This window comes from Micromonospora sp. NPDC005553 (assembly GCF_042871765.1).
GTDB lineage: Bacteria > Actinomycetota > Actinomycetes > Mycobacteriales > Micromonosporaceae > Micromonospora.
Window position 1 is genome coordinate 165,300 of record NZ_JBIAJD010000008.1, and the last position, 24,873, is coordinate 190,172.

Sequence of the window (24,873 nt, forward strand, 5' to 3'; positions counted from 1 at the left end):
GTGCAACCGACACCACAACTCCATGATCGACCCTGCGGATGGGGGGCCAGATACGAAGAAACGCCCGTCGGCCTGAAGCCGACGGGCGTTGGGTGGAGAAGCTCCCCCGATTGGACTCGAACCAATAACCTGCCGGTTAACAGCCGGCTGCTCTGCCAATTGAGCTACAGGGGATCGTGCACCGCCTGACATCGGATCTCGCCGACGCCGTGCGACGGGACAAGAGTACAGGACTTTCCCCGGTGGCGGTCCAGTGGGTTCCACCCCGGCGCCGGGTGATCAAGAGGCGCAGGTCAGGGTCCGCGACGCATTGACAAACAGGATAAATCGCCATCCCGGCACAACCATGCTTGAGCGGGGAGCAGGATGGGTAGTTAGCTGCGGACAGAGGACGCAGGCGCGAACAGGTCGCCTTCCGACGGGGCAACTCGCCGGGGTGACGGCGCGTCAGGTACGGAAGGAGCCGCCATGCGCGGAAAGATCATGTTTCTTGGCGGGCTGGCTGCGGGATTCGTCCTGGGCGCCCGTGCCGGCCGGGAGAAGTACGAAGAGCTCGTGGTCAAGGGCCGCAAGGTGCTCGACCACCCGACCGTCCAGGAGGCGGCCGGGGTCGCGCAGGCCCAGGCCAACAAGCTCTACAGCGAGGGCAAGGACAAGCTCGGCCAGACCAAACTGGGCGAGAAGCTGGGCAACGGCAACGGCAGCACCAGCACGCAGCAGTTGACCGCCGCCGACGACGCGTTCGCCGGCACGCCCGCCACTGTGGGCGCCAAGACGGGCACCAGCACGGTCGGCACGACCTCCGGGTCGCCGTCGTCCACGAACCCCCGCACCAAGCCGTCCGGCTCGGGCACGAACGCCAGCACGCTCTGACCAATCGCACGTCGACGGGCCGGTCGCCGCAGGGCGACCGGCCCGTGGTCTGTCCGACGCGCGGTCAGTCCTTGCTGCTGAACGCCGCGTCGAAGGCGGCGGTCGGTGCGTCGAAGGCGAGCCGGCGGACGAACTGCAACGCCTCCGGAGCGCCGACCAGCCGGTCCATTCCGGCGTCTTCCCACTCGACCGAGATCGGGCCGGTGTAGCCGATCGCGTTCAACGCGCGGAAGCAGTCCTCCCAGGGCACGTCGCCGTGGCCGGTGGAGACGAAGTCCCACCCGCGCCGCAGGTCGGCCCAGGGCAGGTGCGAGGCGAGCCGGCCACGCCGGCCATCGCCGGTACGCACCTTCGCGTCCTTGCAGTCCACGTGGTAGATCCGGTCGGCGAAGTCGAAGATGAAGTTCACCGGGTCCAGCTCCTGCCACACGAAGTGCGACGGGTCCCAGTTCAGCCCGAACGCGGGCCGGTTGCCGATCGCCTCCAGCGTCCGCTTCGTCGTCCAGTAGTCGTACGCGATCTCACTGGGGTGCACCTCGTGCGCGAACCGCACTCCCACCTCGTCGAACACGTCGAGGATGGGGTTCCACCGGTCGGCGAAGTCCTGGTAGCCGCGCTCGATCATCGACGGCGGCACCGGCGGGAACATCGCGAGGGTGTGCCAGATCGACGAGCCGGTGAAGCCGACGACGGTCTTCACTCCGAGCTTCGCCGCCGCCCGCGCGGTGTCCTTGATCTCCTCGGCGGCCCGCTGGCGAACCCCCTCGGGCTCCCCGTCGCCCCAGATGCGGCCGGGCAGGATGTCCTGATGCCGCTCGTCGATCGGGTGGTCACAGACCGCCTGACCGACCAGGTGGTTGGAGATCGTGAAGACCTCAAGGTTGTGCTTCGCGAGGGTTTCCTTCTTGCGCTCGACGTACGAGTCGTCGGCGAGCGCCTTGTCGACCTCGAAGTGGTCGCCCCAGCAGGCGATCTCCAGACCGTCGTAGCCCCACTCGGAGGCGAGCCGGCAGACCTCCTCGAACGGAAGATCGGCCCACTGGCCGGTGAAGAGCGTGATGGGTCGCGCCATTGTCCTTCTCCCCTGATGTGATGGGGATTCCTTGTGCGGACCGGGGCGAGGGTGACCGGACGTGCGTGGCACCCGAACGGTCACCGGTGGGTGCGGAGCACACCTGAGCCCGGCGGGTTGCGCCTCCCACCGGGTCACCGGCCACCAGCACGGTCGCCGACCCCCACCCTATTTCCGCAGTGCCCCATCGGGGAAGCCCCGCAGACGGCCGATCATCCGATCATTTCCTCGGGCGCGGGCAGGACAGCCCGTACGGTGAAGCCACCACCGGCGCGCGGGCCGGCGGAAAACGTGCCGCCGAGCCGCTCGGCGCGCCTGCGTACCCCGAGCAGACCTCGACCGGCGCCCTGGGTGCCGCCGCCGGACGGAGCGGGAGCGGCGCCCTCGTCGCGGACCTCGATGCTGATGCCCGCAGCGTCGTAGCGCAGGCGGACCCCGACCGGGGCGCCCGGCGCGTGCCGGCAGGCGTTGGTCAGCGCTTCCTCGATGATCCGGTACGCCACGACGTCGACCGGGCCGGGTAGCGGACGGGGTTGCCCGGCCATGGTCCACCGCACCGGTTGACCGGCGGTGAAGCCCTCCACCAGCGCGTCGAGGCGGTTCAGGCTGGGCGCCGGCTGGGACGGGTCGTCGGGCTCGTCGGCCCGGCCCAGCGCACCGAGCAGCTGATGGCCTCGCGCCAGCACCGTCCCGCGCCACTGCGCGAACAACCCCATGCAGGTCAAGGTACGGCAGCCCGCTGTGAGCCGGGCGGCGGCGTCCACGCAATGTGCCTGCATCCGGGTACCCCGGCAGCGGCGCGGGGGCCAGCCCTACACCGAGGCCCGACCTTTCCGACAAGCCCGCACACCTCGCATGCGGCGCCCGGCGGGATGGCGACCCGGCGGACAAATTGGTGCGAGCGTGATGCCTCTGAGTCATCTTGATGACTCAGAGGCATCACGCTCGTTGGAGACACCGCTCGTCGCGCTTCGACGGTGCGACCGGTCGACGGGGGACGTCGGCCGGGCACGTCGGCGGTCAGGCCGGAGGGGCCGACGACGTGAGCCGCGGCCCCTCCGCTGTCAGGGGGTCAGGGGGCAGTCGGTCAGGGCAGGGTCCACTTCTGGTTGGCCGCGTTGAGGCAGGTCCAGAGGTGCACGGCGGTGCTGTCGGCGGAGTTGTTGCCGGAGACGTCCAGGCACTTGCCCGACGACGGGTTGCGCAGCGTGCCGTCGGACGCGGCAGCCCAGTTCTGTGCGCCGCTGCCGTTGCAGGTCCAGAGCTGGATCTTGGTGCCGTCGGCGGTGCCGCTGCCGTTGACGTCCAGGCACTTGCCGAGCGCCTTGATCGTCGAGTTCGGCGTCACGGTCCAGGTCTGCGAGGCGCTGCCGTTGCAGGTGTAGAGCTGGATCTGGGTGCCGTCGGCGGTGCCACCGTTGCGCACGTCCAGGCACTTGCCGGCCAGACCCTTGATCGGGCCCACCCCGTTTGTGCCACCTCCACCCTTGACCAGGGTGAAGTCGTCCAGGTCGAAGAGCCCCGTGCCGTTACCGGTGAAGGTGAGGTAGAGGTTCTGGGTGCTGGACGGGACGTTGGACAGCGCCGCGGAGACGTTGGCGTAGGTGCTCCAGCTGCCGGTGTTCGGCACCGCGACAGTGCCGAGCACCGGGCCGGTGGCCGAACCGGTGCGCACCTGGATGGCGCCACCAGCGCCGCCGGAGACGACCCGCGCCGTGAACGAGGTGACCCCGGCCAGGTTGACCCCGTTGTACGCGGCCCAGTCACCCGGCTCGATGTAGCCGAGGGTCTGCCCGCCGTTGGCGCCCGCCTTGGTGAACGCGGAGACCCCGTTGGCCGAGCTGAACGCCTCGGCCTGGATCGTGGTGTTCCCGGTCGGCGGGGTGCCGCCCAGTTCCTTGATCCGGATGTTGCGGAAGGAGGCGTCGTCACCGGTGCCGTGGTTCTGGATACCGATGTGACCGGCCAGCGACCGTACCGGGTTGGTGTTGGTGAAGTCGTTGATCTTCACCCCGTTGAGGAAGATCTGTAGCCGCTCGCCCTCGACCAGCAGCTCGTAGGTGTTCCACTCCCCCGGCGCGTTCAGCGCCGCGTCGCGGGCGGCGATGTCGGCGGACTTGTAGGTGTAGACCGCGCCGGTGGTGCGGTCGGTCGCGTCGGTGGCGTCGATCTGGATCTCGTAACCGTTGTCGACCGCCGACCACGGGTCACTCGACGGAGGGAACCCGATGAAGATGCCGGAGTTGTCGTCACCGGCCAGCTTCCAGTCCATCTTCAGCGAGTAGTTGGTGAACTGCTTCGCGTTGTACCAGTACAGACCCATGCCGCCGACCGAGGTCAGGGTGGCGTCGGTGTTGGTGAAGCTGCCCGGGCCGGCCTGTGACCAACCGGCCGTCGAGCCGTTGAACAGCGGGGTGTAGCCGGTCTCGGGCCGGCAGTCGGCCTTGCTCCGGCCCGAGGCGTACCGGATGCCGCCGAGCAGGTGGTTCCGGAAACCCGACTCCGCGTACGACGCCTGGGTGTGCCCCGCGCCGGTGTAGAAGGACCGGCCGCCGCTGTAGCTCTTGCACCAGCTCAGCGGGTGGTCGGCGCCCATTCCGCCGCCGGAGTACGACGACTCGTCGAGGGTGGCCAGCACGTGGGCGCTCGACCGGGCGTTGGTGCGGTAGTTGTACCACTCGTCGGTGCGGGTCCAGGTCTGCGGCAGGTGAGCGGTGGCCGCGTGGCCCCGGTCCTCCACCTTCATGTTGGCCTGCTGAATCGCGGGGTGCGAGGCGAACCACGCCCCGACGAGGTTGCCGTAGAACGGCCAGTCGTACTCGGTGTCGGCTGCGGCGTGCACACCCACGTATCCGCGGCCGGAGCCGATGTACGACTCGAAGGCGGTCTGCTGGCTGGCGTTGAGCACGTCGCCGGTGGTGTTGAGGAAGACGACAGCCTCGTACTGGTTGAGGTTGCTCGTGGTGAACGCGGCGGCGTCCTCGGTCGCGGTGACCGTGAAGTTGTTCGCCGCGCCCAGGTCCCGGATGGTCTGGATGCCGACCGGGATCGCGTCGTGCCGGAAACCGGCGGTCTTGGAGAAGACCAACACGTCGTACGGGGCGTCGGCGGCGCTGGCCGGGGTGGCTGGGGTGGTGCAGGCGATGACGGCGAGTGCGGCCATTGCCGCACCGAGGACGGGTCGCAGACGTCTGCGCATATCGCTCTCCTAACTGCGGTTAGGAGGGGCCCCTCGCCTCACACTAGGCGTGCCGAGGGGCCCCCACCTGTCAGCTCAGGGCAGGATCCACTTTTGGTTTGCGGCACCGCTGACGCAGGTCCAGAGGTGGACCGCAGTGCTGTCGGCGGAGCTGTTGCCGGAGACGTCGAGGCACTTGCCGGACGCCGGGCTACGCAACGTGCCGTCGGCCTGGGCCACCCAGTTCTGCGCGGCGGTCCCGTTGCAGGTGTAGAGCTGGATCTTGGTGCCGTCGGCGGTGGCGGCACCCGCGACGTCCAGGCACTTGCCCAACGACTTGATCGTCGAGTTCGGCGTCACGGCCCAGGTCTGCGCCGCGCTGCCGTTGCAGGTGTAGATCTGGATCTGCGTGCCGTCGGCGGTGGCGGCGTTGCGCACGTCCAGGCACTTGCCAGCCAGGCCCTTGATCGGCCCGGCCCCACCGGCCGGGGGCGTCCCGGTCACGAAGGTGAAGGCGTCCAGGTCGTAGAGCGCCCCGGTGCCCGACCCGGCGAAGGTCAGGTAGAGCGTGGTCGTGCCGGTGGGCGGGTTGCTGATCGTCCCGGTGACAGTGGTGAAGGTTTCCCAGCCGCCGGTCACCGGGACCGTGGCCGAGCCGAGCACGGTGCCGGTGGCCGAGCCGGCCCGGACCTGGAGGGTGCCGCCGGCGCCCGCCGAGGAGACCCGGGCGTTGAACGAGGTCACGTTGCCCAGCCGGTACGGCTGGAACGCGATCCAGTCGCCGTTGTTGATGTCGCCGACGGTCTTGCCACCCTCGGCCGGGGTCTTGCTGAACACGTTGATCCCCGACGAGGTGCCGTAGAACTCGGCCTGGCGGTGCCGCGGCGGCAACGTGTGCTGGGTGTGCGTGGTCAGCCCACCGGCGTCGGTGTACTCGGCATCGAAGATCGCGAAGATGTTCGCCGCGTCGTCGTGCTCACCGTCGACCGGGATGGTGATCGAGCCGGAGCAGCCGGTCTTCGAGGTGATCTGGTGGCCGTGCTGGTCGTGGCCGAGCACATAGGTCATCTTGACCTTCGTGCAGTCGATGGTGCCGTCCTCCGGGTCGGTCACCGTGATGCTGTACGGCACCGTGTCCCCGAAGCCGAACAGCTGACCGTTGCCCGGGTTGTTGATCGTGACGGTGGGCGCGGTGTTGCCGACGCTGATCTGCACGCTGCTGCTGCCGGTGGCGCCCTGCGGGTCCCGCACGGTCAGCGTGGCGGTGTAGGTGCCGTTGGCGCTGTAGGTCTTCGTCGGGTTCGCGGCGGTCGAGGTGGTGCCGTCACCGAAGGCCCACGCGTAGGTCAACGTGCCACCCTCGGGGTCGGACGAGCCGGCCGAGGAGAACGTCACTGCGAGCGGGGCCGCACCTGAAGTGCGGTTGGCGCTGGCCTTCGCGGTGGGCGCCCGGTTGCCGCCGCCGACGTAGTCGAAGCGGTAGAGCGCGGAGTTGGCGTCACCGTTGAAGTAACCGGTGCCGTAGTCGAGGACGTAGTAGGCGCCGTCCGGGCCGAACGCCGAGTCCATCACCTGCTTGCCGACCCAGGGGAAGGTGTCGATGGTGCCCCGGGAGCCGTCGGAGTTGACGTGGATCGGCTTGATCCAGCCCCGGCCGAACTCGGTGGCGAAGAACTGACCGTCGAACGACTGCGGGAACTTGGTGGTGGAGGTCGACGAGGCGTTGTACCGGTAGACCGGGCCGCCCATCGGCGACTCGGAGCCGCCGCCGAACTCGGTCGGGGTGCCGGCGTCACCGGCGTACCGGATCCAGGCCGGCTGGGCCGGCGGCAGGGTGGTCAGGCCGGTGTTGCGGAACGAGTTGTTGGTCGGCCCGCCGGTGCAGTTGTACTTCGCGCCGCTGGCGCTGGTCGCGAAGTCGAACTCGTTGTACGTCTCGGTGCTGGTGTTGGTGCCGGTGCAGTACGGCCAGCCGTAGTTGCCCGGTGCCGCGACCCGGTTGAACTCCACCTGGCCGGACGGCCCGCGGGTGGAGCTGGTGGAGCCGGCGTCCGGCCCGTAGTCACCGACGTAGACCACCCCGGTGGCCTTGTCCACGCTGATCCGGAACGGGTTGCGGAACCCCATCGCGTAGATCTCGGGCCGGGTCCTGGCCGTGCCGGGGGCGAACAGGTTGCCTGACGGGACGGAGTACGTGCCGTTGGCGTTCACCTTGATCCGCAGGATCTTGCCGCGCAGGTCGTTGGTGTTGCCGGCGCTGCGCTGCGCGTCGTACGCGGGGTTGCGGTTGGTCCGCTCGTCCAGCGGCGAGTAGCCGGACGACTCGAACGGGTTCGTGTCGTCGCCGGTGGACAGGTAGAGGTTGCCGGCGGCGTCGAAGTCGATGTCACCACCGACGTGGCAGCACACGCCCCGGCTGGCCGGGACGTCGAGCACGTCGACCTTGCTGGACTGGTTGAGCGTGAAGTCCGAGTTGAGGGTGAACCGGGAGAGCCGGTTGACGCCGTCGAAGGCCGAGAAGTCGGTGCCGGTGGCCGGTGCGTCGCCGCCGGGGGTGGAGAGCGGCGGGGCGTAGTAGAGGTAGATGTAGCGGTTGCTGGCGAAGCCCGGGTCGACCCCGACGCCCTGCAACCCCTCCTCGTCGTGCGTGTAGACCGAGAGGGTGCCGATCACGGAGGTGGTGCCGTTGGCGTCGGTGCGGCGCAGGGTGCCGTTGCGGGCGGTGTGCAGGACCGAGCGGTCCGGCAGCACCGCCAGCGACATCGGCTCACCCATGTCGGTCACGCCGCGAGCCAACTCGACCTGCTGGAAGTCGCTGGCGACGATCGTGTGTGCCTGGGCGGGGGCCGAGCCGGCAGCGAAGGTGACAGTGCCGGCGGCGACCGCCAGCAGCAGCGCGGATCCGGTGGAGAACCATCGTCGGGACCGTTGTCGGGGAGCGTCCTTCATTGACATCTGTGCTGTCCCTTCCTGACGTGTGACTGCCAGGCCGGGCGCGCGCCGTCGCGCCGGATGCCGTAGCGGTGGTGGGGGGTCGATGGGTTACCGCGCCGCCGGTTCACCTCGACGAAACATCTTCGTGTTGGTCACGACACTAAGTCGCACGTGTCGATGTGTCCATACCTTCCGGCGGTTCAGCATCAACTTTTGTCGATTTGATCGAAAGTCGCCGGTCAGGCGCGTCGGTCGATGGCCTGCCCGGCCAGCGCAACCAGGGCCGCGCGGGACTCGTCGGCCACCACAGCGTTCTGCAGCGCGGCGAGCGCGGCCTCGGTCCGGACCCGGATCATCTGCTCGATCCGCTCCCGCGCGCCGGTCGCCTCGATGATGTCGCGCAGCTCCGCCGCGCCCTCGGCGTCCAACGCCGGGTTACCGAACAGCTCCCGCAACCGGATGGTCTGGGGCCGGTCGGCGGCGCTGCGGGCCAGCGCCATCATGACCGTGGGCTTGCCCTCACGCAGGTCGTCCAGGACCGACTTGCCGGTCACCGCCGGGTCGCCGAACACGCCGAGGACGTCGTCGCGGAGCTGGAACGCGTCACCCAGCGGGTCACCGAACTCGCCCAACGCGGCGATCAGCTCCGGCCCCGCGCCGGCCAGCGCCGCACCGATCTGCAACGGCCGGGTGACCGTGTACCGGGCAGCCTTCATCCGGATCACGGTGAGCGCGCTGGCCACCGAGCCGTCGCCCACCCCCGAGACCAGGTCCAGGTACTCCCCCGCGATCACCTCGGTACGCATCAGCGCGAACACGCCGTACCCCCGGTGCACCTGCTCGGTGCTGAGCCCGCACTCGTGGAACATCTGATCCGACCAGGCCGCGCAGAGGTCCCCGCAGAGCAGCGCGGTGTTGCGGCCGTACGCCTCGGGGTCACCGCGCCACGACGAGCGGGCGTGCAGGTCGGCGAAGAGCCGGTGCACCGACGGCTCACCCCGGCGGCGGTCGCTGCCGTCCAGGATGTCGTCGTGGATCAGCGCGAACGCGTGGAACAGCTCCAGGGCCGCCGCGGCCACCACGATCGGGGTGCCGTCGGCCGCCCCCGCGCCGCGCCAACCCCAGTAGCAGAAGAGCGGTCGTAACCGCTTGCCACCGGCCAGCACGAACCGTTGCAGCGCGGTGAACACGCCCCGCGGCGCCCCGTCCGGCCAGTCCGGGCCCTGTCGGCTGAGAAACCCGGCCAGCTCCGCGTCGAAGCGTGCCCGCAGTTCGCTGGCGTCGGTGGGCGCGACGGTGACCGTCATGTCCGCTCCCCCGAGCCGCTCGCGCCGTCAACGCCTAATCCGGCCAGCTCCAGCAGCAGCGCCTTGACCTCGGTCGCCGCGATCTTGTCCCGGGCCGCGCTCGGGTCGGAGCAGAGCAGCACCGGGCCGTCCGCCGGGTCGGCCGGCAGCCGCCCGTGCGAGCCGCGAACCGCCTGCGCACCGGCGTCCAGGCCGACAGCGCTCATCAGGTACCGCATGCCGAGCTTCTTGCGGGCCAGGGCCACCCCGGCGCGAGCCTTCGCGGCACCGGGGTTCGCCGGGTCGAAGAACAGCTCCGCCGGGTCGTAGCCCGGCTTGCGGTGGATCTCCACGAGCCGGGCGAAGTCCGGTGCGTCGGCGTCGTCCAACCAGTAGTAGTAGGTGAACCAGGCGTCCGGCTCGGCCACCAGCACCAGCTCACCGGCGCGCGGATGGTCGAGCCCGTGTGCGGCCTTACCCTCGGCGTCGAGCACCTCGGCCACCCCGGGCAGGCCGGCGCAGAGCTTCGCCACCGCCGGCACGTCGGCCGGATCCTTGACGTAGACGTGCGCGATCTGGTGGTCGGCGACAGCGAACGCCTTCGACGTCCACGGGTCGAGGTACTCCATGCCCGCCTGGGTGTGCACCCGCAACAGGCCCTCGGCGCGCAGCAACCGGTTGACGTCCACCGGCCGGGACACGTCGGTGATGCCGTACTCGGACAGCACCACCACTGTGGCGTCCCGGGCCCGGGCGGCGTCCAACAGCGGGCCGAGCACCGCGTCCAGCTCGGCTGCCGCCGCGGCGGCCTGGGCCGACGAGGGACCGAAGCGTTGCAGGTCGTAGTCCAGGTGCGGGACGTAGACCAGGGTCAGGTCGGGTGACACGTCGGCGAGGATCTGCTCGGCGGCCTGGCAGATCCACTTCGACGACGGCAGGGCGGCGGTCGGCCCCCAGTAGGTGAAGAGCGGGAAGGTGCCCAGCCGCCCGGTGAGCGCGTCGTGCAGCTCCGGCGGGTCGGTGTAGCAGTCCGGTTCCTTGCGCCCGTCGGCGTAGTAGACCGGGCGTGGCGTCACCGTCCAGTTGACGTCGGCGCCCATGGCGTACCACCAGCAGACGTTGGCCACCGTGTAGCCGGGTTCGGCCCGGCGAGCGGCCTGCCAGAGCTTGTCCCCGCCGACCAGCGCGTTGTGCTGCCGCCACAGCAGCACCTCGCCCAGCTCCCGGAAGTACCACCCGTTGCCGACGATCCCGTGCCCGCTGGGCTGCTCTCCGGTGAGGAAGGTGGACTGCACCGAGCAGGTCACGGCGGGCAGCACAGTGCCCAGCTCGGCCCGGAAGCCGCCGTCGGCCACCCCGCGCAGTCGAGGCATGTGGGCCAGTAGTCGGGGCGTCAACCCCACCACGTCGAGGACCACCAGTCGCCGGCTCATCGCGTCACTCCCATGCTCACGGTTCGGTCTGTGGTCAGGCCGAGGCCGACCAGTTCGTCCCGGGCGAACGCCAGCTCCGCGGCGATGCCGGCGGCCAGCTCCGCGTCGGTGCCGGGCCGTCGTGCGGCCGGCAACACCCCCCAGGTGTACGTCTCGACGTCGAGGTGGTCGCAGCCGGCGGTCGGGCCGTCGAAGAGCGCTCTCAGGGCCGCACGAAGCACCGGCAGGGTCGAGCCGAGCGGCTCCTCGGGTGGGGCGTGCAGCGGCACGTGGTAGTGCACCCGCCACGGCCCGGGCAGCGCCCGCTCCAACGCCTCGTCCAGGTCGTCGGCCGCGTACGTCGGCTCGGCCGGGTCGGCCAGACCGGCGCAACCGGCGCCCCGGGTCTGGTGCAGGAAGCGCGGCTCCACCCAGCGGCGCAACGCCTCGGCGTCGCGGGCCGGGTCGGCGGCCTCGACAGCGGCCGAGACCTGCACCTTCACCACCGGCAGTCCGGCCGCCCGCAGTCGGTGCAGCGCCTCGGCCGGCTCCTCCCAGGCGCAGGCCAGGTGAGCGAGGTCGACGCAGACACCCAGCCGTTCGGTGTCCATCCCGGACAGCAGCGCGGCCGCCTGACCGGTGCTCTCCACCACACAGCCGGGCTCGGGCTCGAAGGCGACGCGCACCTCACGGCCGGTGTCGCGTTGCACGTCGGCCAGGCCGGCGGCGAGCTGGTCCAGTCGGCCTCGGGCCGCGTCGACCCGGCCGGTGTCCCACGGTTGACGCCAGGCCAGCGGCAGCGTGGAGATCGAACCCCTGGCGGCGTCGTCGGGCAGCAGGTCGGCGAGGACCCGGGCCAGGTCCAGGGTGTAGGTCAGGCGCTGCTCGGTGGTCCAGTCCGGGTGGTACACGTCCTGCTTGACCACCGGGGCCTGGAAGGCCGCGTACGGGAAGCCGTTGAGGGTGACCACCTCCAGGCCGCGCGCGTCCAGCTCGGTGCGCAACCGGCGGCGTAGCGTCTGGTCGGCGGCCAGCTCGGCGGCGACCGGGGCGGCCAGCCACAGACCGAGCCCGAGCAGGTCGCTGCCGAGCGCCTCGCGGACCGGCACCGCGTAGGTGTCCAGTTGACCGAGGATCCCGGCGAGGTCCTCGGCCGGGTGCACGTTGGTGCAGTAGCCCAGGTGGACGGTCTCACCGCCGGCATGTCGCAGCCGCATCAGCTGCCGCCGCGCAGGATCGAGTTGCCGGTCTGCGGGTCCACGGCGGCGGCGGCATCCAGGTCGCTGAGGTCGAGCCGCCCCGACTGCCCGTAGAACTCCACCGGGTTTCGCCACAGCACCTTGTCGACGTCGTCGTCGCTGAAGCCGGCCGCGAGCATCGCCTCGCCGGTGGCTCGGGTCAGCAGCGGATCGGAGCGCCCCCAGTCGGCTGCCGAGTTGACCAGCATCCGTTCGGTGCCGTACTCCCGCAGCAACTCCACCATCCGCTGAGGCGTCATCTTGGTGTCCGGGTAGATCGAGAAACCCAGCCAGCAGCCACTGTCGCGGACCAGCTTCACTGTCACCTCGTTGAGGTGGTCGACGACCACCCGACCCGCGTCGATGCCGGACTCGGCGACCACGGCGAGGGTCCGCTCGCAGCCGCGCGCCTTGTCCCGGTGCGGGGTGTGCACCAGCGCCGGTAGTTCGTATGCCACCGCGAGGGCGAGCTGCGCCGCGAACGCCTCGTCCTCCTCGGGCGTCATCGAGTCGTACCCGATCTCGCCGACCGCCACCACCGCGTCCTTGTCCAGGTAGCGGGGCAGCAGGTCGAGGACCGGCCGGCAGCGCGGGTCGTTGGCCTCCTTGGGGTTCAGCGCGATGGTGGCGAAGTGGCGCACCCCGAACTGCCCGGCCCGGAACGGCTCCCAGCCGATCAGCGAGTCGAAGTAGTCGGTGAACGAGGCGGCGCTGGTGCGCGGCTGCCCCAGCCAGAATGCCGGCTCCACCACCGCGCGCACTCCGGCGGCGGCCATCCGTTCGTAGTCGTCGGTGGTGCGTGAGGTCATGTGGATGTGGGGGTCGAAGATGCGCATTCACGCCTCCCGGGGCAGTGCGGCGGTGAGCCGGTCGAGCAGGTCGGTGGCGTCGGCGGGCAGGTCACGGCCGGCGGCGTGTCGTTCCGCCGCCAGCGCGGCGAGCATGGCGGTCAGCTCGCTGTCGGCCCGGGAGTCCAGGTCGGCCACCCCGGCCAGGGGTACGCCGCTGAACACGCACTTGAGCACCGCCTGCCGCCAGGCGGCCTGGTCGAGGTGCCGGGCGTACGGGCCGAGCGCGGCGGCGACCAACCGGGTGTCGTTGGTCCGGATCGCGTCGTGCAGCAACGGGACCGCGTCGGCGCCGATCGGCAGCAGCGGCAGGGCGCGCAGCACTGCTCGTCGTTCGGCCGCGTCACCGTGCTGGTAGAGGCGCTCGGCGTACGCCGCGTGCTCGCCGGGCAGGCTGGTGAGCAGCAGCACCCGGGCCGCGTCGTCGGCGGTCCAGCCGGGGGCGTCGGGCAGCGCGGCCCGCCCGCAGCGTCGGCCGACGGCGGGAAAGAGCCGGGTGATCGCGGTGGGCTCGGTGGTGACCCGGCGCAGCGCCGTGTCCAGCCAGTCGGGATCGGGTACGCCTCCCAGCGCGGCCCGTAGTGAATCCGGTGTCATCCCGTCTCCTCCCCTTGTGCTACTCCCGGTGCCAGTGCCAGTGCCAGTGCCAGTGCCACGCCACCCTTTGCTCTGCACCTACATCTGCACCGGGGCCTCTTTCGCGGCTGTCGCCTCGACGGGCGATCCCTCGGCCGCTGGCGCATCGGCGGGTGCAGAGCAAAGGGTGCGAGTGGCGTGGCGATCGGTGGCCGCGGCGGCACGCAGGAACTCGATCGACCGGGCCGCCACGGCGGGTGCGGCGTGCGAGTCGCGGGGCAACTCCACGGCGACCAGGCCGCGGTAGCCGGCGTCGCGCAGGGCGGCCAGCACCGGCGGGAAGTCGATCTCGCCGACGCCGAACTCCAGGTGCTCGTGCACGCCTCGGCGCATGTCGTCGATCTGCACGTTGACCAGGTGGTCGGCCACCTCGGCGACGCACTGCGGCACCGGCCAGGGCTCCAGGCACCGACAGTGGCCGATGTCGAGGGTGATGCCGAAGCGGGCCGGGTTGTCCAGTGCGGCGTGCAGCCGACGCCAGTCGGCGATGTCCTGCACCAGCATGCCCGGCTCCGGTTCGAAGCCGAGGGTGACGTTCGCGGTGTCGGCCGCGTCGGCCACTGTGGCGCAGCCGGCCACCAGTCGGTCCCAGGCGCACTGCGGTGACACCGACTCGGGTCGGACACCGGCCCAGAACGAGACCGCCTCCGCGCCCAGGTCGGCGCCGATCCGCACGGCCCGGCGGAGGAACTCGATCCGCCGGGTCGGGTCGTCGTGCAGCAACGTCGGGGCGTGCTTCTGCCACGGGTCGAGCAGGTAGCGGGCGCCGGTCTCGATGACCACCGCCAGGCCCAAAGACTCCAACCGTCGACTGACAGCGGCGACCCGGCGGGTGAGCCCGGGCGCGAACGGGTCCAGGTGGTCATGGTCCAGGGTGAGCGCCACCCCGTCGTAGCCGAGGTCGGCGATGACCGCGAGCGCGTCGTCGAGGCGGTGGTTGGCGAACCCGTTGGTGCCGTACCCGAGGCGCAGCGTGGTGGCGTCGGTGGCCGGCGCACCGGGCCGTGGCTCGGGGACGCTCATGTCGGGGAGACCTTCCGGGCCAGTCGTCGACCCAGCGGCGCGGCCGCCGCGACGGCCACCCCGAGCAGACCTGCTCCACCCCGTGCGGTGAGCGCTCCCTGGAGGGCCGGCAACCCGGTGATCCCGGCGCCGACGGCCGCGCGGACCCGCTTGGCCGACGGGTCCCGGACAACCTCGACCTGGGCCGCGCCGTACCGGGCGGCGTACCACCCGGCCAGCACCGCGGGTAGCAGCGCCGCGATCGTGGCCGACCGGCTCCGACCCGCGCGCACGCCGGTCTCGTCGACGGTCTCGGCCCGGTCGGTGGCCCCGGCGGGGTTCGCGGTGCGGAAGGCGCCCGGAACTGCGACGGCGGCACTGGTGGCGACCAACGCGGTGCCGGCGAGGGTGCGCATCGGCAGGGTGGCGTCCGCGCCGGTGACCTCCCGGCGGGACAGCGCGGTGACCGTCCAGGTGTGCGCGGCGACGGTGGCCGCCGCCGGCAACGCCCGGGTGATCCGACCGCCGGACGCGCCGAGCAGCACGTCCAGCCCTCGGCAGGCGGCCATCACGGCCGGACCGGCCGCGGTGTTCTTGGCCAGCAGGTCGTACCCCCAGATGGTGGCGGCCAGCGGCACGGCGAGTGCGGCGGCGCGGCGACCGCCCACGGCGGCGGCCAGGCCCACACCGGCGGCCGTGAGGCCCGCCGCGAGACCGACCGCGACGGCCGGGGTGACCCGCCCGCTCGGGATCGGCCGCTCGGGCCGCTCCTCGGCGTCCAGACCCCGGTCGGACCAGTCGTTGGCGGCCATGCCGGCCCAGTAGAGCAGCACCGATGCGCCGGCCAGGGCGGGGGTACGCGGGCTCAGCGCGCCCGCCGCCGCGGCCCCGGCGATCACGTCACCGGGCACCGAGAGCGCGGCCGGCGCCCGGACCAGCTCGGCGAGATCAGCCAACGTTGTCATGATCACCGTCCCCGCCGTCATGCAGTTGCCGGGTGAAGGCGGTCAGCCGGGCCCACTGCTCGCCCAGCGAGTGGGTGGGCGTGCCCAGCGGGTCCTTGAAAAAGAAGCCCAGGTCGGCCAGCGGCCCCACCTGCCCGGCGGCGTGCGCGGCGGCGGTGAGTCGGGCCAGGTCGAGCACCAGCGGCGCGGCCAGCGCGGAGTCACAACCGTGCCAGGTGAACTCCATCCGCATGCCGGTGCCGAGGAATCCACTGAAGGTGATCAGATCCCAGGCGGTCTTGAAGTCGCCCAGCTCCTCGACGTACTCGATGCGGGTGCCGCCCTGCGGGACGTAGCCCAGCGTCTCGCCGAGCACCCGCTGCTTGCTCTGCACCTTCGCCGCGTTCGCGGCCGGGTCGGCAAGGGTGGCGCCGTCGCCGCCGCCGAGCAGGTTGACCCCGGACCAGGAGCCCACTGCCAGGTTGCGCATCGCGAACATCGGCGCGAGCACCGACTTGACCAGGGTCTCCCCGGTCTTGCCGTCGTGCCCGGCGTACGGCAGTCGGGCCTCCTCGGCCAGCGCGGCCAGCGCCGGCAGCCGCAGCCCGGTGGACGGGGTGAAGTCGACGTACGGGCAGCCGGCGAGCACCGCTGCGTACGCGTAGAGAGAGCTGACCGGCAGCACCTCGTCCGGGCCGTCGAGGGCGGCGCGTAGCGCGGCCGGGTCGGCGTGCGCGGGGTGCGGTCGAGGGGCCGGCTCGGTGGCGGAGACGTTGACCACCACCACCCGGTCCAACTTGTGCCGCTCGCGGAAGCTGGTCAGGTCGCGGACCACTGCCTCGGCCCGCTCGGCCTGGGTGTCGCCGACCGGCGCGGGGCGCAGCTCCTGCTCGACCACGCCCAGCTCGTCGCGGAGCGCGGCGACCAACCGCCACGGGATGACACCAGCGTCCGCGAGGGCCTCGGCACGCTTGCACAGCGGAGTGGTGGCCAGGTCGTGTCCGCCGAAGACCAGGTCGGCGAAGGCCGGCAGGGCCGGGCCGCGCAGCTCGGGAAGCTCGGTGACGCAGCCGGTGGGCCCGGCCAGGCCGGCCCGCAGCGCGAGCCCCCCGACGATGCTGGTGGTCGCGACGGAACCGCGCGCTCCTACCAGCCAGACACCTGTTCGCATGGTGCTCCTTCCCCATTTCCGAGGAACCGTCGGTACCGCTAAATATAGGAATATCAGAATATGTTTCGGAAAGATACGGCCCGGTTTCGGAAAAGTTTCGGGCCGGGTGGAATGGGCCCCGTCCGCTCGCCCCGCACCGGAACAGCACCGGCTTCCGACGTCGGCTTCGGCGGCGACGACGCCGGACCGGATCCCGGCAGGTGCGAGCAGACGGGGCTGGTAGGCAGGGTCGGGTCGGCGTCTCGACCCTGCCTCCCCCGCATCCGGCCGGTCGGGGCACTGGTATGCCCCGGCCGGGCGTCTCAGGCCGCCGCGCCCACCGGAACACCGACCGAACCACTACCCGCCGGAAACCGGCGAGCGGGTGCGGTACGGGCGGGGGCGGCGGCGGGCGGTGTCATCAGGTCCTCCGGAGGTCACCGGTGGTGGCGGTCCTCCGGTGCGGCCGGGGAATCCCGGTCCGGTCGCACCGGACGACCGTCCTGCTCGTGCGCCACCGGGCCGTAGGGCCCGGCTGCACGCTCTCCGATGCCGACCTCTGTCCCGGCCACGGGGCGCAATCCGTGGCTGGTCCCTCGCCGGTCGGCTTCGGAAAGCCAGTCGGGCGATGGCGGTGCGAACACCGCCGTCGCGGATGGCCAATGGTCAGAGAGCCGCCGCGGTCAGCGTCGGTTCCACCTCGGCCCAGGAGGAGCCGAGCTCCGCCGAGCGGGCCACCGCGTCCAGCACCAGCTGGACCTGCAACGCGTCGGCGAAGGAGGGAGTCGGGTCGACACCGGTGGCGACCGCCTCGATGAAATCGCGCATCTCGTGCGTGAACGAGTGCTCGTAGCCGATGATGTGGCCCGGGGGCCACCACGCCGACATGTACGGGTGCTCGCCCTCGGTCACCAGGATGCGGCTGAAGCCCTGCTCCACAGTCGGGCGGGTCGCGTCGTAGAACTCCAGCTCGTTGAGGCGCTCCAGGTCGAAGACCACACTGCCCAGCGAGCCGTTGATCTCGACGCGCAGCGCGTTCTTCCGGCCGGTAGCGAACCGACTCGCCTCGTACGTGGCCAGGGCGCCACCGTCGAGTCGCGCCACGAAGACCGCGGCGTCGTCGACGGTGACCGTCCCGGTGGGCGCCTCGTGGCCGTCCACCGAGGCCGCCAGACCGCTCGACTCGGCGGGCAACGGCCGCTCCTTGACGAAGGTCTCGGTGACCGCGCTGACGCCGCTGATCCGCTGACCCGTGACGAACTGGGTCAGGTCGATGATGTGCGCACCGATGTCACCGAGCGCGCCGGAGCCCGCCCTGTCCTTCTGCAACCGCCAGACCAGCGGGAACTGCGGGTCCACGATCCAGTCCTGCAGGTACGTCGCACGGACGTGTCGAATCACCCCGAGCCGTCCGTCGGCGACCAACTGGCGCATCATCGTGACCGCGGGGACCCGGCGGTAGTTGAACCCGCACATCGACCGCACTCCGGCAGCCCGGGCGGCGTCCGCCGCAGCGGTCATCGCCCGTGCCTCCTCCACCGAGTTGGCCAACGGCTTCTCGCACAGAACGTGCTTGCCCGCGGCCAACGCGGCGAGAGCGATCTCGGCGTGACTGTCGCCCGGTGTGCAGATGTCGACAACGTCGATGTCATCCCGGTTGATCAGGTCACGCCAGTCGGTGGTGTACGCGTCCCAGCCGAGCGTGTCGGCGGCGTCCGCCACCTTCGCTGTGTCTCGGCCGCAGATCAACGCCATCCGGGCCCGCGCCGGCAGGTCGAACACGCGGTTCACGGTGCGCCACGCCTGTGAGTGCGCGGCGCCCATGAACGCGTAGCCGACCATGCCGACCCGCAGTTCTTTGTCTGTCGTGGACAAGGTGGGTCTCCCCCCGGTATGTCAGAACCCGAGCTTGTCGTAGCTGCTCGCGTTCTCCTTGGTGATCGTCTCCGAGGCCAGGGTCACTTCCTTGGGCACCTGCAGCTCCGTCAGGTCGCCCAGGCCCCGGCCCTGCGCGATGAGCCGCGCGAGGGAGATCGCCGACGAGGCCATCGACGGGTTGTAGGTGACGGTGGCCTTCAGCACTGTGTTGTCGGCCTTGATCGCGTCGATCGCGAGCTTGGAGCCCGCGCCGCCGACCATGAAGAACTCCGACCGGTTGGCCTGCTTGATGGCGGCCAGCACACCGATGCCCTGGTCGTCGTCGTGGTTCCAGATAGCGTCGATCTTCGGCAGCGCCTGGAGGAGCTGGGCCGCCTCGCGCTGGCCGCTGTCCGAGGTGAACTCGGCCGAACGCCGGTTCTGCACCTTGAACCCGTACGTCGCCAGGGCGGCGTTGAAGCCAGTGCTGCGCTCGACGGTCAGCGGGATCTCCAGACCGGCGATCTCGCCGATGACCGGGTTGGTGACACCCTTGTCCTTGAGCTGCTTGCCGATGAAGTGCCCGGCGGCGACGCCCATGCCGTAGTTGTCACCCTTGATCACCAGCCGCGAGGCCAGCGCGTCCGGGAAGATCCGGTCGAGGTTGACGATCGGGATGCCCGCCTGCATCGCCTGGAGGGCAACGGCGTTGACCTCCTTGCCGTCGTGCGGCAGCACGACGATGATGTCCGGCTTCTGGGCGATCAGGGTGCCGAGCGTGGAGCGCTGGGCCTCGGAGCTCGAGCCACCGTCGACCTCCTTGAACTCCACGTCGGAGTACGCGGCGGCCTGCGCCTTGGCGTTGGCGTGGATCGCGCCCATCCAGCCGTGGTCGGCGGCCGGGGCGGAGAAGCCGATGACGACCTTCTTGCCCGGGGCGTTGTTGCCCTCGGCGTTTCCGGCGGCCTTGGTCTGGGTGCTGGCGGCCGGGGTCTCGTTGCTGGTGCAGGCGGTGAGCAGAGTGGCAGCGCCCACTGCGGCTCCACCGAAGAGCAACCGGCGGCGCGACAGGTCGCGACTGTGCTGGGTCATTAATGACCTCCTGGGAGCGGGATTTGACTTATTGAGGGTGTGCGAGGCCCGGCCACCGTCGAACGATCTCGACGTCGCCAGGACAACGGTGCGGTGCGTCAGGTTGCGGTGGTGACCCTGTTCCGCGCGAGGAGCCGAGTGACGGACTTGAACTGGAACTGCTGGACCAGGACGGCGGCGACGATGATGCCGCCCTTGACCATGTTCTGCGCCTCGATGGAGAGGCCGTTGATGGCGAAGAGGTTCGTGATGGTGGCGAAGATGATGACGCCGAGCAGCGAGCCGACGATCGTGCCCCGGCCGCCGCTGAGCAGCGTCCCACCGATGATCGCCGCGGCGATCGCGTCCAACTCGTACAGGTTGGCCATCGCCGCCTGCGCCGAGGTGGCCTGCGAGGTGAGCATGATGGCGGCGATACCGCAGCACAGACCGGAGAGCGCGTAGAGCAGCATGGTGTGCCGCCGGACGTTGATGCCGGCCAGCCGGGCCGCCTCCGGGTTACCGCCGACGGCGATGGTCCGCCGGCCGAAGGTCGTGCGGTTGAGCACCACCCAACCGGCCAGCACCACCGCGCCGAGGATGTAGACGAGGATCGGGATACCGATCACCTTGCGCGCGGCGATGTCGTTGATGAAGGTGCTGCTCGACACCTGGGTCTGCTTGTTGGAGATGGAAGCCGCGAGCCCCCGCGCGGCCACCAGCATCGCGAGCGTCGCGATGAAGGGGACCAGCCGCCCGTACGAGATGAGCACACCGTTGACGAGGCCGACGCAGACGCCGACCGCGAGGGCGGTGAAGATCATGCCGGCGGCGCCGTAGCTCTGGGTGGCCACTGTGGTGCACCAGACCCCGGCGAGCGCGACGATCGCGCCGACCGACAGGTCGATGCCACCACCGATGATCACGAAGGTCATCCCGACCGTGACCACGCCGACGACCGAGGCCAACTGGAGGATGGCCAGGACGTTGTTCCAGACCCAGTTCGGGTCGCCGTACAGGTCGGGCTTGGTGACCGCGCCGACCACGATGAGCGCAGCGAGCACCCCGATCAGGCCGAGGTTGCGCTTGGCGCCGTCGCCACCGTCACCCCGCCACCAGGAGAGCTTGCCCCCGGATCCTGCTTTGTCGCTGGCCACCGCCGTCTCCGCCGGATCCACCGGAGGCGACTGCGCCGGAAGCTGCGGGCGCTCCGGTGTCGCGGTGGGAGTGGGAGTCGCGTCGCTCATGCCGGTGCGCCTTCCATCAAGGACCCCGCCATCACGAGGTCAAGCACAGTGTTCTCGTCGAGTTCGCCGGCCGCGGCTTCGCGGACGACACGCCCTTCCCGCATCACCAGCACCCGGTCGGCCAGACCCAGCACCTCGGGCACCTCGCTGGAGACCAGCAGCACCCCCACGCCCTGAGCGGCCAATGCCCGGATGACCTGGTAGAGCTCGGCTCGGGCGCCCACGTCCACGCCCCGGGTCGGCTCGTCGAGAAGCAGCAACTTGGTGCCGCCGAGCAGCCAACGCCCGACCACCACCTTCTGCTGGTTACCGCCGGACAGCGTGCGTACCGGCCGGTCGACGTCCCGGGGCCGCAGCTCCAGGGTCTCCGCGATCCGGTCCGCCTCGGCACGTTCCTTGGCGGCGTTGGTGAAGCCGAGGCGCGCGTACCGGCCGAAGGTGGCCAGCGTGACGTTCCGGTAGATCGGCTCGCCGAGCAGCAGAGCCTGGCTCTTGCGTTCCTCCGGGGCCATTCCCATGCCGGCGCGAACCGCAGCGCCGACGCCGGGCCGCAGGACCTTCCCGTCCATCTGCACCGTGCCGGCCTCCGGGAGGCGGGCACCGTAGATCGTCTCCAGCAGTTCGGAACGCCCGGAGCCGACCAGCCCCGCGATGCCCACGATCTCCCCGGCACGCACGTTCAGCGACACGTCGGCGAACTCGCCAGTGCGGGTCAGCCCCTGCACCTGAAGCAGGTCGGCGCCGGCGGGGTCCTCGGTCGGCCGGTCCGGGAAGACGTACTCGATGGTGCGGCCGGTCATCCGGCTCACCAGGTCGCGGGTCGGGGTGTCGCGCGCCGGCAGGTTCGCCGCCGTGGTCCGGCCGTCCTTGAGTACCGTGACCCGGTCGCCGATCTCGCGGATCTCCTCCAGGCGGTGGGAGATGTAGATGACGGCGATGCCCTGCGCGGTCAGCTCCCGGATGATCCGGAACAGGTTGCCGACCTCGTCGTGGGCCAGCACCGCGCTCGGCTCGTCCATGATGATCAGTCGGGCCTCGTGCGACAGCGCCCGCGCCATGCTGACGATCTGCTTGCCGGCCGCCGGCAGGGACCGGACCATCCGATTCGGCGGGATCTCACCGTGGCCGAGCCGGCTGAGGATCTGGCGGGTGTGCCGAGCCATCCGGCCGCGCCTGACGAAACCGAAGTTGCGGTACTCGTGCCCGAGGAACGCGTTCTCCGCCACCGACAGATCCTCGACGAGGTCGAGCTCCTGGTAGATCGTGGCGATGCCCGCCTTCATGGCGGCCTGCGGGTTGGCGAACGTGGCCGGCTCACCGCGCCACTCCACCTGCCCGGAATCCGGTTGGTGCACCCCGGCCAGCACCTTGATGAGGGTGGACTTGCCGGCGCCGTTCTGCCCGAGCAGGCAGTGCACCTCGCCGGCACGCACCTCCAGCTGCACGCCGTCGAGCGCGCGTACGCCGGGGAAGGTCTTCACCAGATCGGTGAGGCGCAGGACCACCTCGCCCGCGACGGTGTCGGCGGGAGCCTCGACCAGCGGCGCCTCGGCGACGGCCTCGGCCGACGCGGTGGCGGGGTCATCCTCGGGCAGAGCCACAGTCTCCTCCTCGCTCACGACGGAATCTCGAACGGCTTCATGCGGCTTCCCCGAAGGCGACGTCGCTCGCGAGCACCGCCGCGCCGGTGACACCGGCACGGCCGCCCAGCTCGGACAGGACGACGGGAAGGTTGCCGGTGGCCAGCGGCAGTGAACGCCGGTAGACCACACTGCGGATCTCGGCGAGCAGGATGTGGCCCAGCTGGGCCAGCCCTCCACCGATCACGATCATGGACGGGTTGGTGAAGCTGACCAGACCGGCGAGCACCCCGCCGACCCGCCGTCCGCCGTCCCGGATGAGCTGGATGCAGGTCACGTCGCCCTCGACGGCGCCCTCGGCGACGTCCAGCGCGGTGACGACACCCCGCAGTGCCAGCCGCTCGGCCAGCGCCGGCGACGTGCCACTGCGGGCGGCGGCCAAGGCGTCCTTGGCCATCGCGGCGCCGCTGAACAGCGCCTCCAGGCAGCCGACGTTGCCGCAGGAGCACATCGGACCGTGCGAGTCGACCTGGATGTGGCCGATGTCGCCGGCACAGCCGTCGGTGCCCCGGTAGACCTCGCCGGTGAGGTAGATGCCGCACCCGATGCCGGTGCCGATCTTCACGAAGAGGAAGTCGTCCACCGAGTGGGCGACCCCACCGTGCCGCTCGCCGATCGCCATGATGTTGACGTCGTTGTCGACCACCGCCGGGCAGCCGTGCTCACGGCTGAGCAGCTCACGCACGGGGAACCGGTCCCAGCCCGGCATGATCGGCGGTGAGACCGGCACGCCGTCGCGGAAGCTGACCGGGCCGGGCACGCCGATGCCGACAGCGTCCAGGCGCTCGTACGCGCCGTCGACCCGGGCCTTGTGCAGCAGCTCGTTCACCCGTTGCAGGGTCACCTTCGGGCCGCTGCGGATGTCGGCTGCCTCGGCGTAGTGGGCCACCGGTTCGAGGCGGCCGTTGACCACCTCGACGTCCATCGAACTGGCGCCGAGGTCGACGGCGGCGAAGCGCAGCTTCGGGTTCAGCTCGACAAGAGTCGAGCGACGCCCACCTCGGGAAGCGGCGAGCCCCGCCTCGGCGACGTAGCCGAGCGCGACCAGGCGATCCAGCTCGGCCAGCATGCGCGGACGCGGCATCTGGAGCCGGTCGCCCAGCTCGGCCCGGGACACAGCGCCCTCGTCGCGGAGCAGCCGCAACAGGCGCACGTGCAGGGGGTCGACGGTGCGCACCTGGGCCCCCTCTTCATTGGCAGCGTTCACATCGACGCAATGTCGGTGTGTTGTGTCCGACACAGTAAGAGCGTTCCACGCCGCCTGTCCAGAGCTTCAGCCGTTCCGAGACCAACTTTTGTCCGAAAGAACAAAAGCTACTAGTCGATCAAGGAAAGGATCACGGACGGGTCGCGTCCCCTCGCCAACAGTTTCATCGACGGACACGCAAACGCCCCGCCAGCCGATCCTCGGTGGCGGGGCGATTCGCGCGGGGCCGTCAGCGACGGCCGGCAGAATTTCGCTTCTTGCGGAGCTTGCGGTCGTCGCGCAGCTCGACGTACGGCTCGTCGTCGACGTCGTGACCCGCCTCGATGGCGCGGCCCCGCTCCAACTCGGCGTCGAACTCGGCCCCCAGCAGGATCGCGATGTTGCTCAGCCAGAGCCAGACCAGGAAGATGATCACCCCGGCCAGCGTCCCGTACGTCTCGTCGTACGAACTGAAGTTGCTCACGTAGAAGGCGAACAGGCCGGAGATCAACAACCAGATCACCACGGCCAGCACCCCGCCCGGGCTGACCCAGCGGAAGCCGCCGTGCCGCGCGTTCGGTGAGGCCCAGTAGAGGATCGCGAACATCAGGCTGACCAGGATCAGCAGCACCGGCCACTTCGCGATGTCCCACACCGCCACCGCCGTCGAGCCCAACCCGATCACGTCACCGACCGATTCGGCGAGACGCCCAGTGAAGACCACGATCACCGCGCTGACCAGCAGCAACACCCCGACCACCGCGGTCACGCCGAGCCGGATCGGGAGCGTCTTCCAGATCGGCCGCCCCTCCGGCACGTCGTAGATGGTGTTCGAGGCGCGCATGAACGCGCCGATGTAACCAGAGGCGGACCAGAACGCGGCCAACAGACCGATGATCGCCGCGATGCTGGCCAGGCCGCCGTTCTGCTGGGCGGTATCGATCGCACCCTCGATGATCTTCTGGATGCTGTCGTTCGGCACCGCCTGGTTGACGGTGTCCTTGACGCCCTCGGTAGCACTCTTGCCGAGCAGGCCGAGGATCGAGATCAGCACCAGCAGGCCGGGGAAGATCGACAGCACCCCGTAGTAGGTCAGTGCCGCCGCCCAGTCGGTCAGGCTGTCGTCCTGAAATTCGCGGACCGTCCGGCGCAACGCCGCCTTCCAGCCACTGCCGGGCAGATCGGTGGGGCTGTCCGGCCCCGCGTCAGGCCCGACCGGCGCGTTCGCGGGATCATGCTCCCGCTCCCGCTGGGCGGAAGACTCGTCCGAGGCCATCGCCCCTCCTCTTCGTCGGTGGT

19 protein-coding genes and 1 tRNA gene are annotated in these 24,873 nt (G+C 70.6%); 1 reads left to right on the plus strand and 19 read right to left on the minus strand.

Features of this window, described 5'->3' with window-relative positions; all coding sequences use genetic code 11:
• Positions 1-101: 101 nt before the first annotated feature.
• Positions 102-174: transfer RNA gene (locus ACFYPG_RS29375), tRNA-Asn, on the minus strand.
• 294 nt (positions 175-468) lie between these two features.
• Here ACFYPG_RS29375 and ACFYPG_RS29380 point away from each other — a divergent pair.
• Complete coding sequence (locus ACFYPG_RS29380; protein ID WP_387354530.1) at positions 469-873, plus strand: hypothetical protein; 405 nt, start codon at positions 469-471, stop codon at positions 871-873.
• A 64-nt stretch (positions 874-937) separates the two neighbouring features.
• Here the strand turns inward: ACFYPG_RS29380 and ACFYPG_RS29385 are convergent, their stop codons facing one another.
• The 18 genes from ACFYPG_RS29385 to ACFYPG_RS29470 all read right to left on the minus strand — a co-directional run bounded on the left by ACFYPG_RS29385 (position 938) and on the right by ACFYPG_RS29470 (position 24,850).
• A complete protein-coding gene (locus tag ACFYPG_RS29385; protein WP_387354531.1) occupies positions 938-1,945 on the minus strand; it encodes a sugar phosphate isomerase/epimerase family protein in 1,008 nt (335 codons plus the stop codon).
• 212 nt (positions 1,946-2,157) lie between these two features.
• The gene (locus ACFYPG_RS29390) at positions 2,158-2,661 is read right to left on the minus strand and encodes a sensor histidine kinase (RefSeq protein ID WP_387354532.1); all 504 of its coding nucleotides are present in this window, start codon (positions 2,659-2,661) and stop codon (positions 2,158-2,160) included.
• 371 nt (positions 2,662-3,032) lie between these two features.
• Positions 3,033-5,144 carry a ThuA domain-containing protein gene (locus ACFYPG_RS29395; protein WP_387354533.1) on the minus strand — a complete coding sequence of 704 codons (2,112 nt, stop codon included), beginning with the start codon at positions 5,142-5,144 and terminating at the stop codon, positions 3,033-3,035.
• Between the two features lie 75 nt (positions 5,145-5,219).
• Positions 5,220-8,078 (minus strand): PQQ-dependent sugar dehydrogenase, encoded by a 2,859-nt coding sequence (locus ACFYPG_RS29400; RefSeq protein WP_387354534.1) that lies wholly within the window; start codon positions 8,076-8,078, stop codon positions 5,220-5,222.
• A 218-nt stretch (positions 8,079-8,296) separates the two neighbouring features.
• Positions 8,297-9,364 carry a polyprenyl synthetase family protein gene (locus ACFYPG_RS29405; protein WP_387354535.1) on the minus strand — a complete coding sequence of 356 codons (1,068 nt, stop codon included), beginning with the start codon at positions 9,362-9,364 and terminating at the stop codon, positions 8,297-8,299.
• The gene (locus tag ACFYPG_RS29410; protein WP_387354536.1) at positions 9,361-10,776 is read right to left on the minus strand and encodes an alkaline phosphatase family protein; all 1,416 of its coding nucleotides are present in this window, start codon (positions 10,774-10,776) and stop codon (positions 9,361-9,363) included. The genes ACFYPG_RS29405 and ACFYPG_RS29410 overlap by 4 nt, the downstream gene beginning before the upstream one ends.
• On the minus strand, positions 10,773-11,972 hold the full coding sequence (gene eboE, locus ACFYPG_RS29415; RefSeq protein ID WP_387354537.1) for a metabolite traffic protein EboE: 1,200 nt from the start codon (positions 11,970-11,972) through the stop codon (positions 10,773-10,775). The genes ACFYPG_RS29410 and eboE overlap by 4 nt, the downstream gene beginning before the upstream one ends.
• Positions 11,972-12,829 (minus strand): TatD family hydrolase, encoded by an 858-nt coding sequence (locus tag ACFYPG_RS29420; RefSeq protein WP_355009791.1) that lies wholly within the window; start codon positions 12,827-12,829, stop codon positions 11,972-11,974. The genes eboE and ACFYPG_RS29420 overlap by 1 nt, the downstream gene beginning before the upstream one ends.
• Positions 12,830-13,438, minus strand: coding sequence for an EboA domain-containing protein (locus ACFYPG_RS29425; RefSeq protein ID WP_355009792.1), 609 nt, complete (start codon positions 13,436-13,438; stop codon positions 12,830-12,832).
• 78 nt (positions 13,439-13,516) lie between these two features.
• On the minus strand, positions 13,517-14,500 hold the full coding sequence (locus tag ACFYPG_RS29430; RefSeq protein WP_387354538.1) for a sugar phosphate isomerase/epimerase family protein: 984 nt from the start codon (positions 14,498-14,500) through the stop codon (positions 13,517-13,519).
• Positions 14,497-15,444: an SCO3242 family prenyltransferase gene (locus tag ACFYPG_RS29435; protein WP_355009794.1), complete on the minus strand. Its 948-nt coding sequence runs from the start codon at positions 15,442-15,444 to the stop codon at positions 14,497-14,499. Before ACFYPG_RS29435 ends, ACFYPG_RS29430 begins: the two co-directional genes overlap by 4 nt.
• Positions 15,428-16,594 carry an inositol-3-phosphate synthase gene (locus tag ACFYPG_RS29440; RefSeq protein WP_387354539.1) on the minus strand — a complete coding sequence of 389 codons (1,167 nt, stop codon included), beginning with the start codon at positions 16,592-16,594 and terminating at the stop codon, positions 15,428-15,430. The genes ACFYPG_RS29435 and ACFYPG_RS29440 overlap by 17 nt, the downstream gene beginning before the upstream one ends.
• Before the next feature lie 645 nt (positions 16,595-17,239).
• Positions 17,240-18,415, minus strand: coding sequence for a Gfo/Idh/MocA family protein (locus ACFYPG_RS29445; protein WP_387354568.1), 1,176 nt, complete (start codon positions 18,413-18,415; stop codon positions 17,240-17,242).
• A gap of 54 nt (positions 18,416-18,469) precedes the next feature.
• Positions 18,470-19,522 carry a substrate-binding domain-containing protein gene (locus tag ACFYPG_RS29450; RefSeq protein ID WP_355009797.1) on the minus strand — a complete coding sequence of 351 codons (1,053 nt, stop codon included), beginning with the start codon at positions 19,520-19,522 and terminating at the stop codon, positions 18,470-18,472.
• Positions 19,523-19,620: 98 nt separating this feature from the next.
• The gene (locus ACFYPG_RS29455; RefSeq protein ID WP_355009798.1) at positions 19,621-20,748 is read right to left on the minus strand and encodes an ABC transporter permease; all 1,128 of its coding nucleotides are present in this window, start codon (positions 20,746-20,748) and stop codon (positions 19,621-19,623) included.
• The gene (locus ACFYPG_RS29460; RefSeq protein WP_355009816.1) at positions 20,745-22,253 is read right to left on the minus strand and encodes a sugar ABC transporter ATP-binding protein; all 1,509 of its coding nucleotides are present in this window, start codon (positions 22,251-22,253) and stop codon (positions 20,745-20,747) included. Before ACFYPG_RS29460 ends, ACFYPG_RS29455 begins: the two co-directional genes overlap by 4 nt.
• 133 nt (positions 22,254-22,386) lie before the next feature.
• Positions 22,387-23,565 carry an ROK family protein gene (locus ACFYPG_RS29465; RefSeq protein WP_355009799.1) on the minus strand — a complete coding sequence of 393 codons (1,179 nt, stop codon included), beginning with the start codon at positions 23,563-23,565 and terminating at the stop codon, positions 22,387-22,389.
• Between the two features lie 259 nt (positions 23,566-23,824).
• Positions 23,825-24,850 carry a YihY/virulence factor BrkB family protein gene (locus tag ACFYPG_RS29470; RefSeq protein ID WP_355009800.1) on the minus strand — a complete coding sequence of 342 codons (1,026 nt, stop codon included), beginning with the start codon at positions 24,848-24,850 and terminating at the stop codon, positions 23,825-23,827.
• Positions 24,851-24,873 lie beyond the last annotated feature (23 nt).

Bases quoted from the DNA above. Each gene is read 5' to 3' on its own strand.
- ACFYPG_RS29380 (WP_387354530.1), top strand. From the start codon at position 469: ATGCGCGGAAAGATCATGTTTCTTGGCGGGCTGGCTGCGGGATTCGTC.
- ACFYPG_RS29385 (WP_387354531.1), bottom strand. From the start codon at position 1,945: ATGGCGCGACCCATCACGCTCTTCACCGGCCAGTGGGCCGATCTTCCG.
- ACFYPG_RS29390 (WP_387354532.1), bottom strand. From the start codon at position 2,661: ATGGGGTTGTTCGCGCAGTGGCGCGGGACGGTGCTGGCGCGAGGCCAT.
- ACFYPG_RS29395 (WP_387354533.1), bottom strand. From the start codon at position 5,144: ATGCGCAGACGTCTGCGACCCGTCCTCGGTGCGGCAATGGCCGCACTC.
- ACFYPG_RS29400 (WP_387354534.1), bottom strand. From the start codon at position 8,078: ATGTCAATGAAGGACGCTCCCCGACAACGGTCCCGACGATGGTTCTCC.
- ACFYPG_RS29405 (WP_387354535.1), bottom strand. From the start codon at position 9,364: ATGACGGTCACCGTCGCGCCCACCGACGCCAGCGAACTGCGGGCACGC.
- ACFYPG_RS29410 (WP_387354536.1), bottom strand. From the start codon at position 10,776: ATGAGCCGGCGACTGGTGGTCCTCGACGTGGTGGGGTTGACGCCCCGA.
- eboE (WP_387354537.1), bottom strand. From the start codon at position 11,972: ATGCGGCTGCGACATGCCGGCGGTGAGACCGTCCACCTGGGCTACTGC.
- ACFYPG_RS29420 (WP_355009791.1), bottom strand. From the start codon at position 12,829: ATGCGCATCTTCGACCCCCACATCCACATGACCTCACGCACCACCGAC.
- ACFYPG_RS29425 (WP_355009792.1), bottom strand. From the start codon at position 13,438: ATGACACCGGATTCACTACGGGCCGCGCTGGGAGGCGTACCCGATCCC.
- ACFYPG_RS29430 (WP_387354538.1), bottom strand. From the start codon at position 14,500: ATGAGCGTCCCCGAGCCACGGCCCGGTGCGCCGGCCACCGACGCCACC.
- ACFYPG_RS29435 (WP_355009794.1), bottom strand. From the start codon at position 15,444: ATGACAACGTTGGCTGATCTCGCCGAGCTGGTCCGGGCGCCGGCCGCG.
- ACFYPG_RS29440 (WP_387354539.1), bottom strand. From the start codon at position 16,594: ATGCGAACAGGTGTCTGGCTGGTAGGAGCGCGCGGTTCCGTCGCGACC.
- ACFYPG_RS29445 (WP_387354568.1), bottom strand. From the start codon at position 18,415: ATGGTCGGCTACGCGTTCATGGGCGCCGCGCACTCACAGGCGTGGCGC.
- ACFYPG_RS29450 (WP_355009797.1), bottom strand. From the start codon at position 19,522: ATGACCCAGCACAGTCGCGACCTGTCGCGCCGCCGGTTGCTCTTCGGT.
- ACFYPG_RS29455 (WP_355009798.1), bottom strand. From the start codon at position 20,748: ATGAGCGACGCGACTCCCACTCCCACCGCGACACCGGAGCGCCCGCAG.
- ACFYPG_RS29470 (WP_355009800.1), bottom strand. From the start codon at position 24,850: ATGGCCTCGGACGAGTCTTCCGCCCAGCGGGAGCGGGAGCATGATCCC.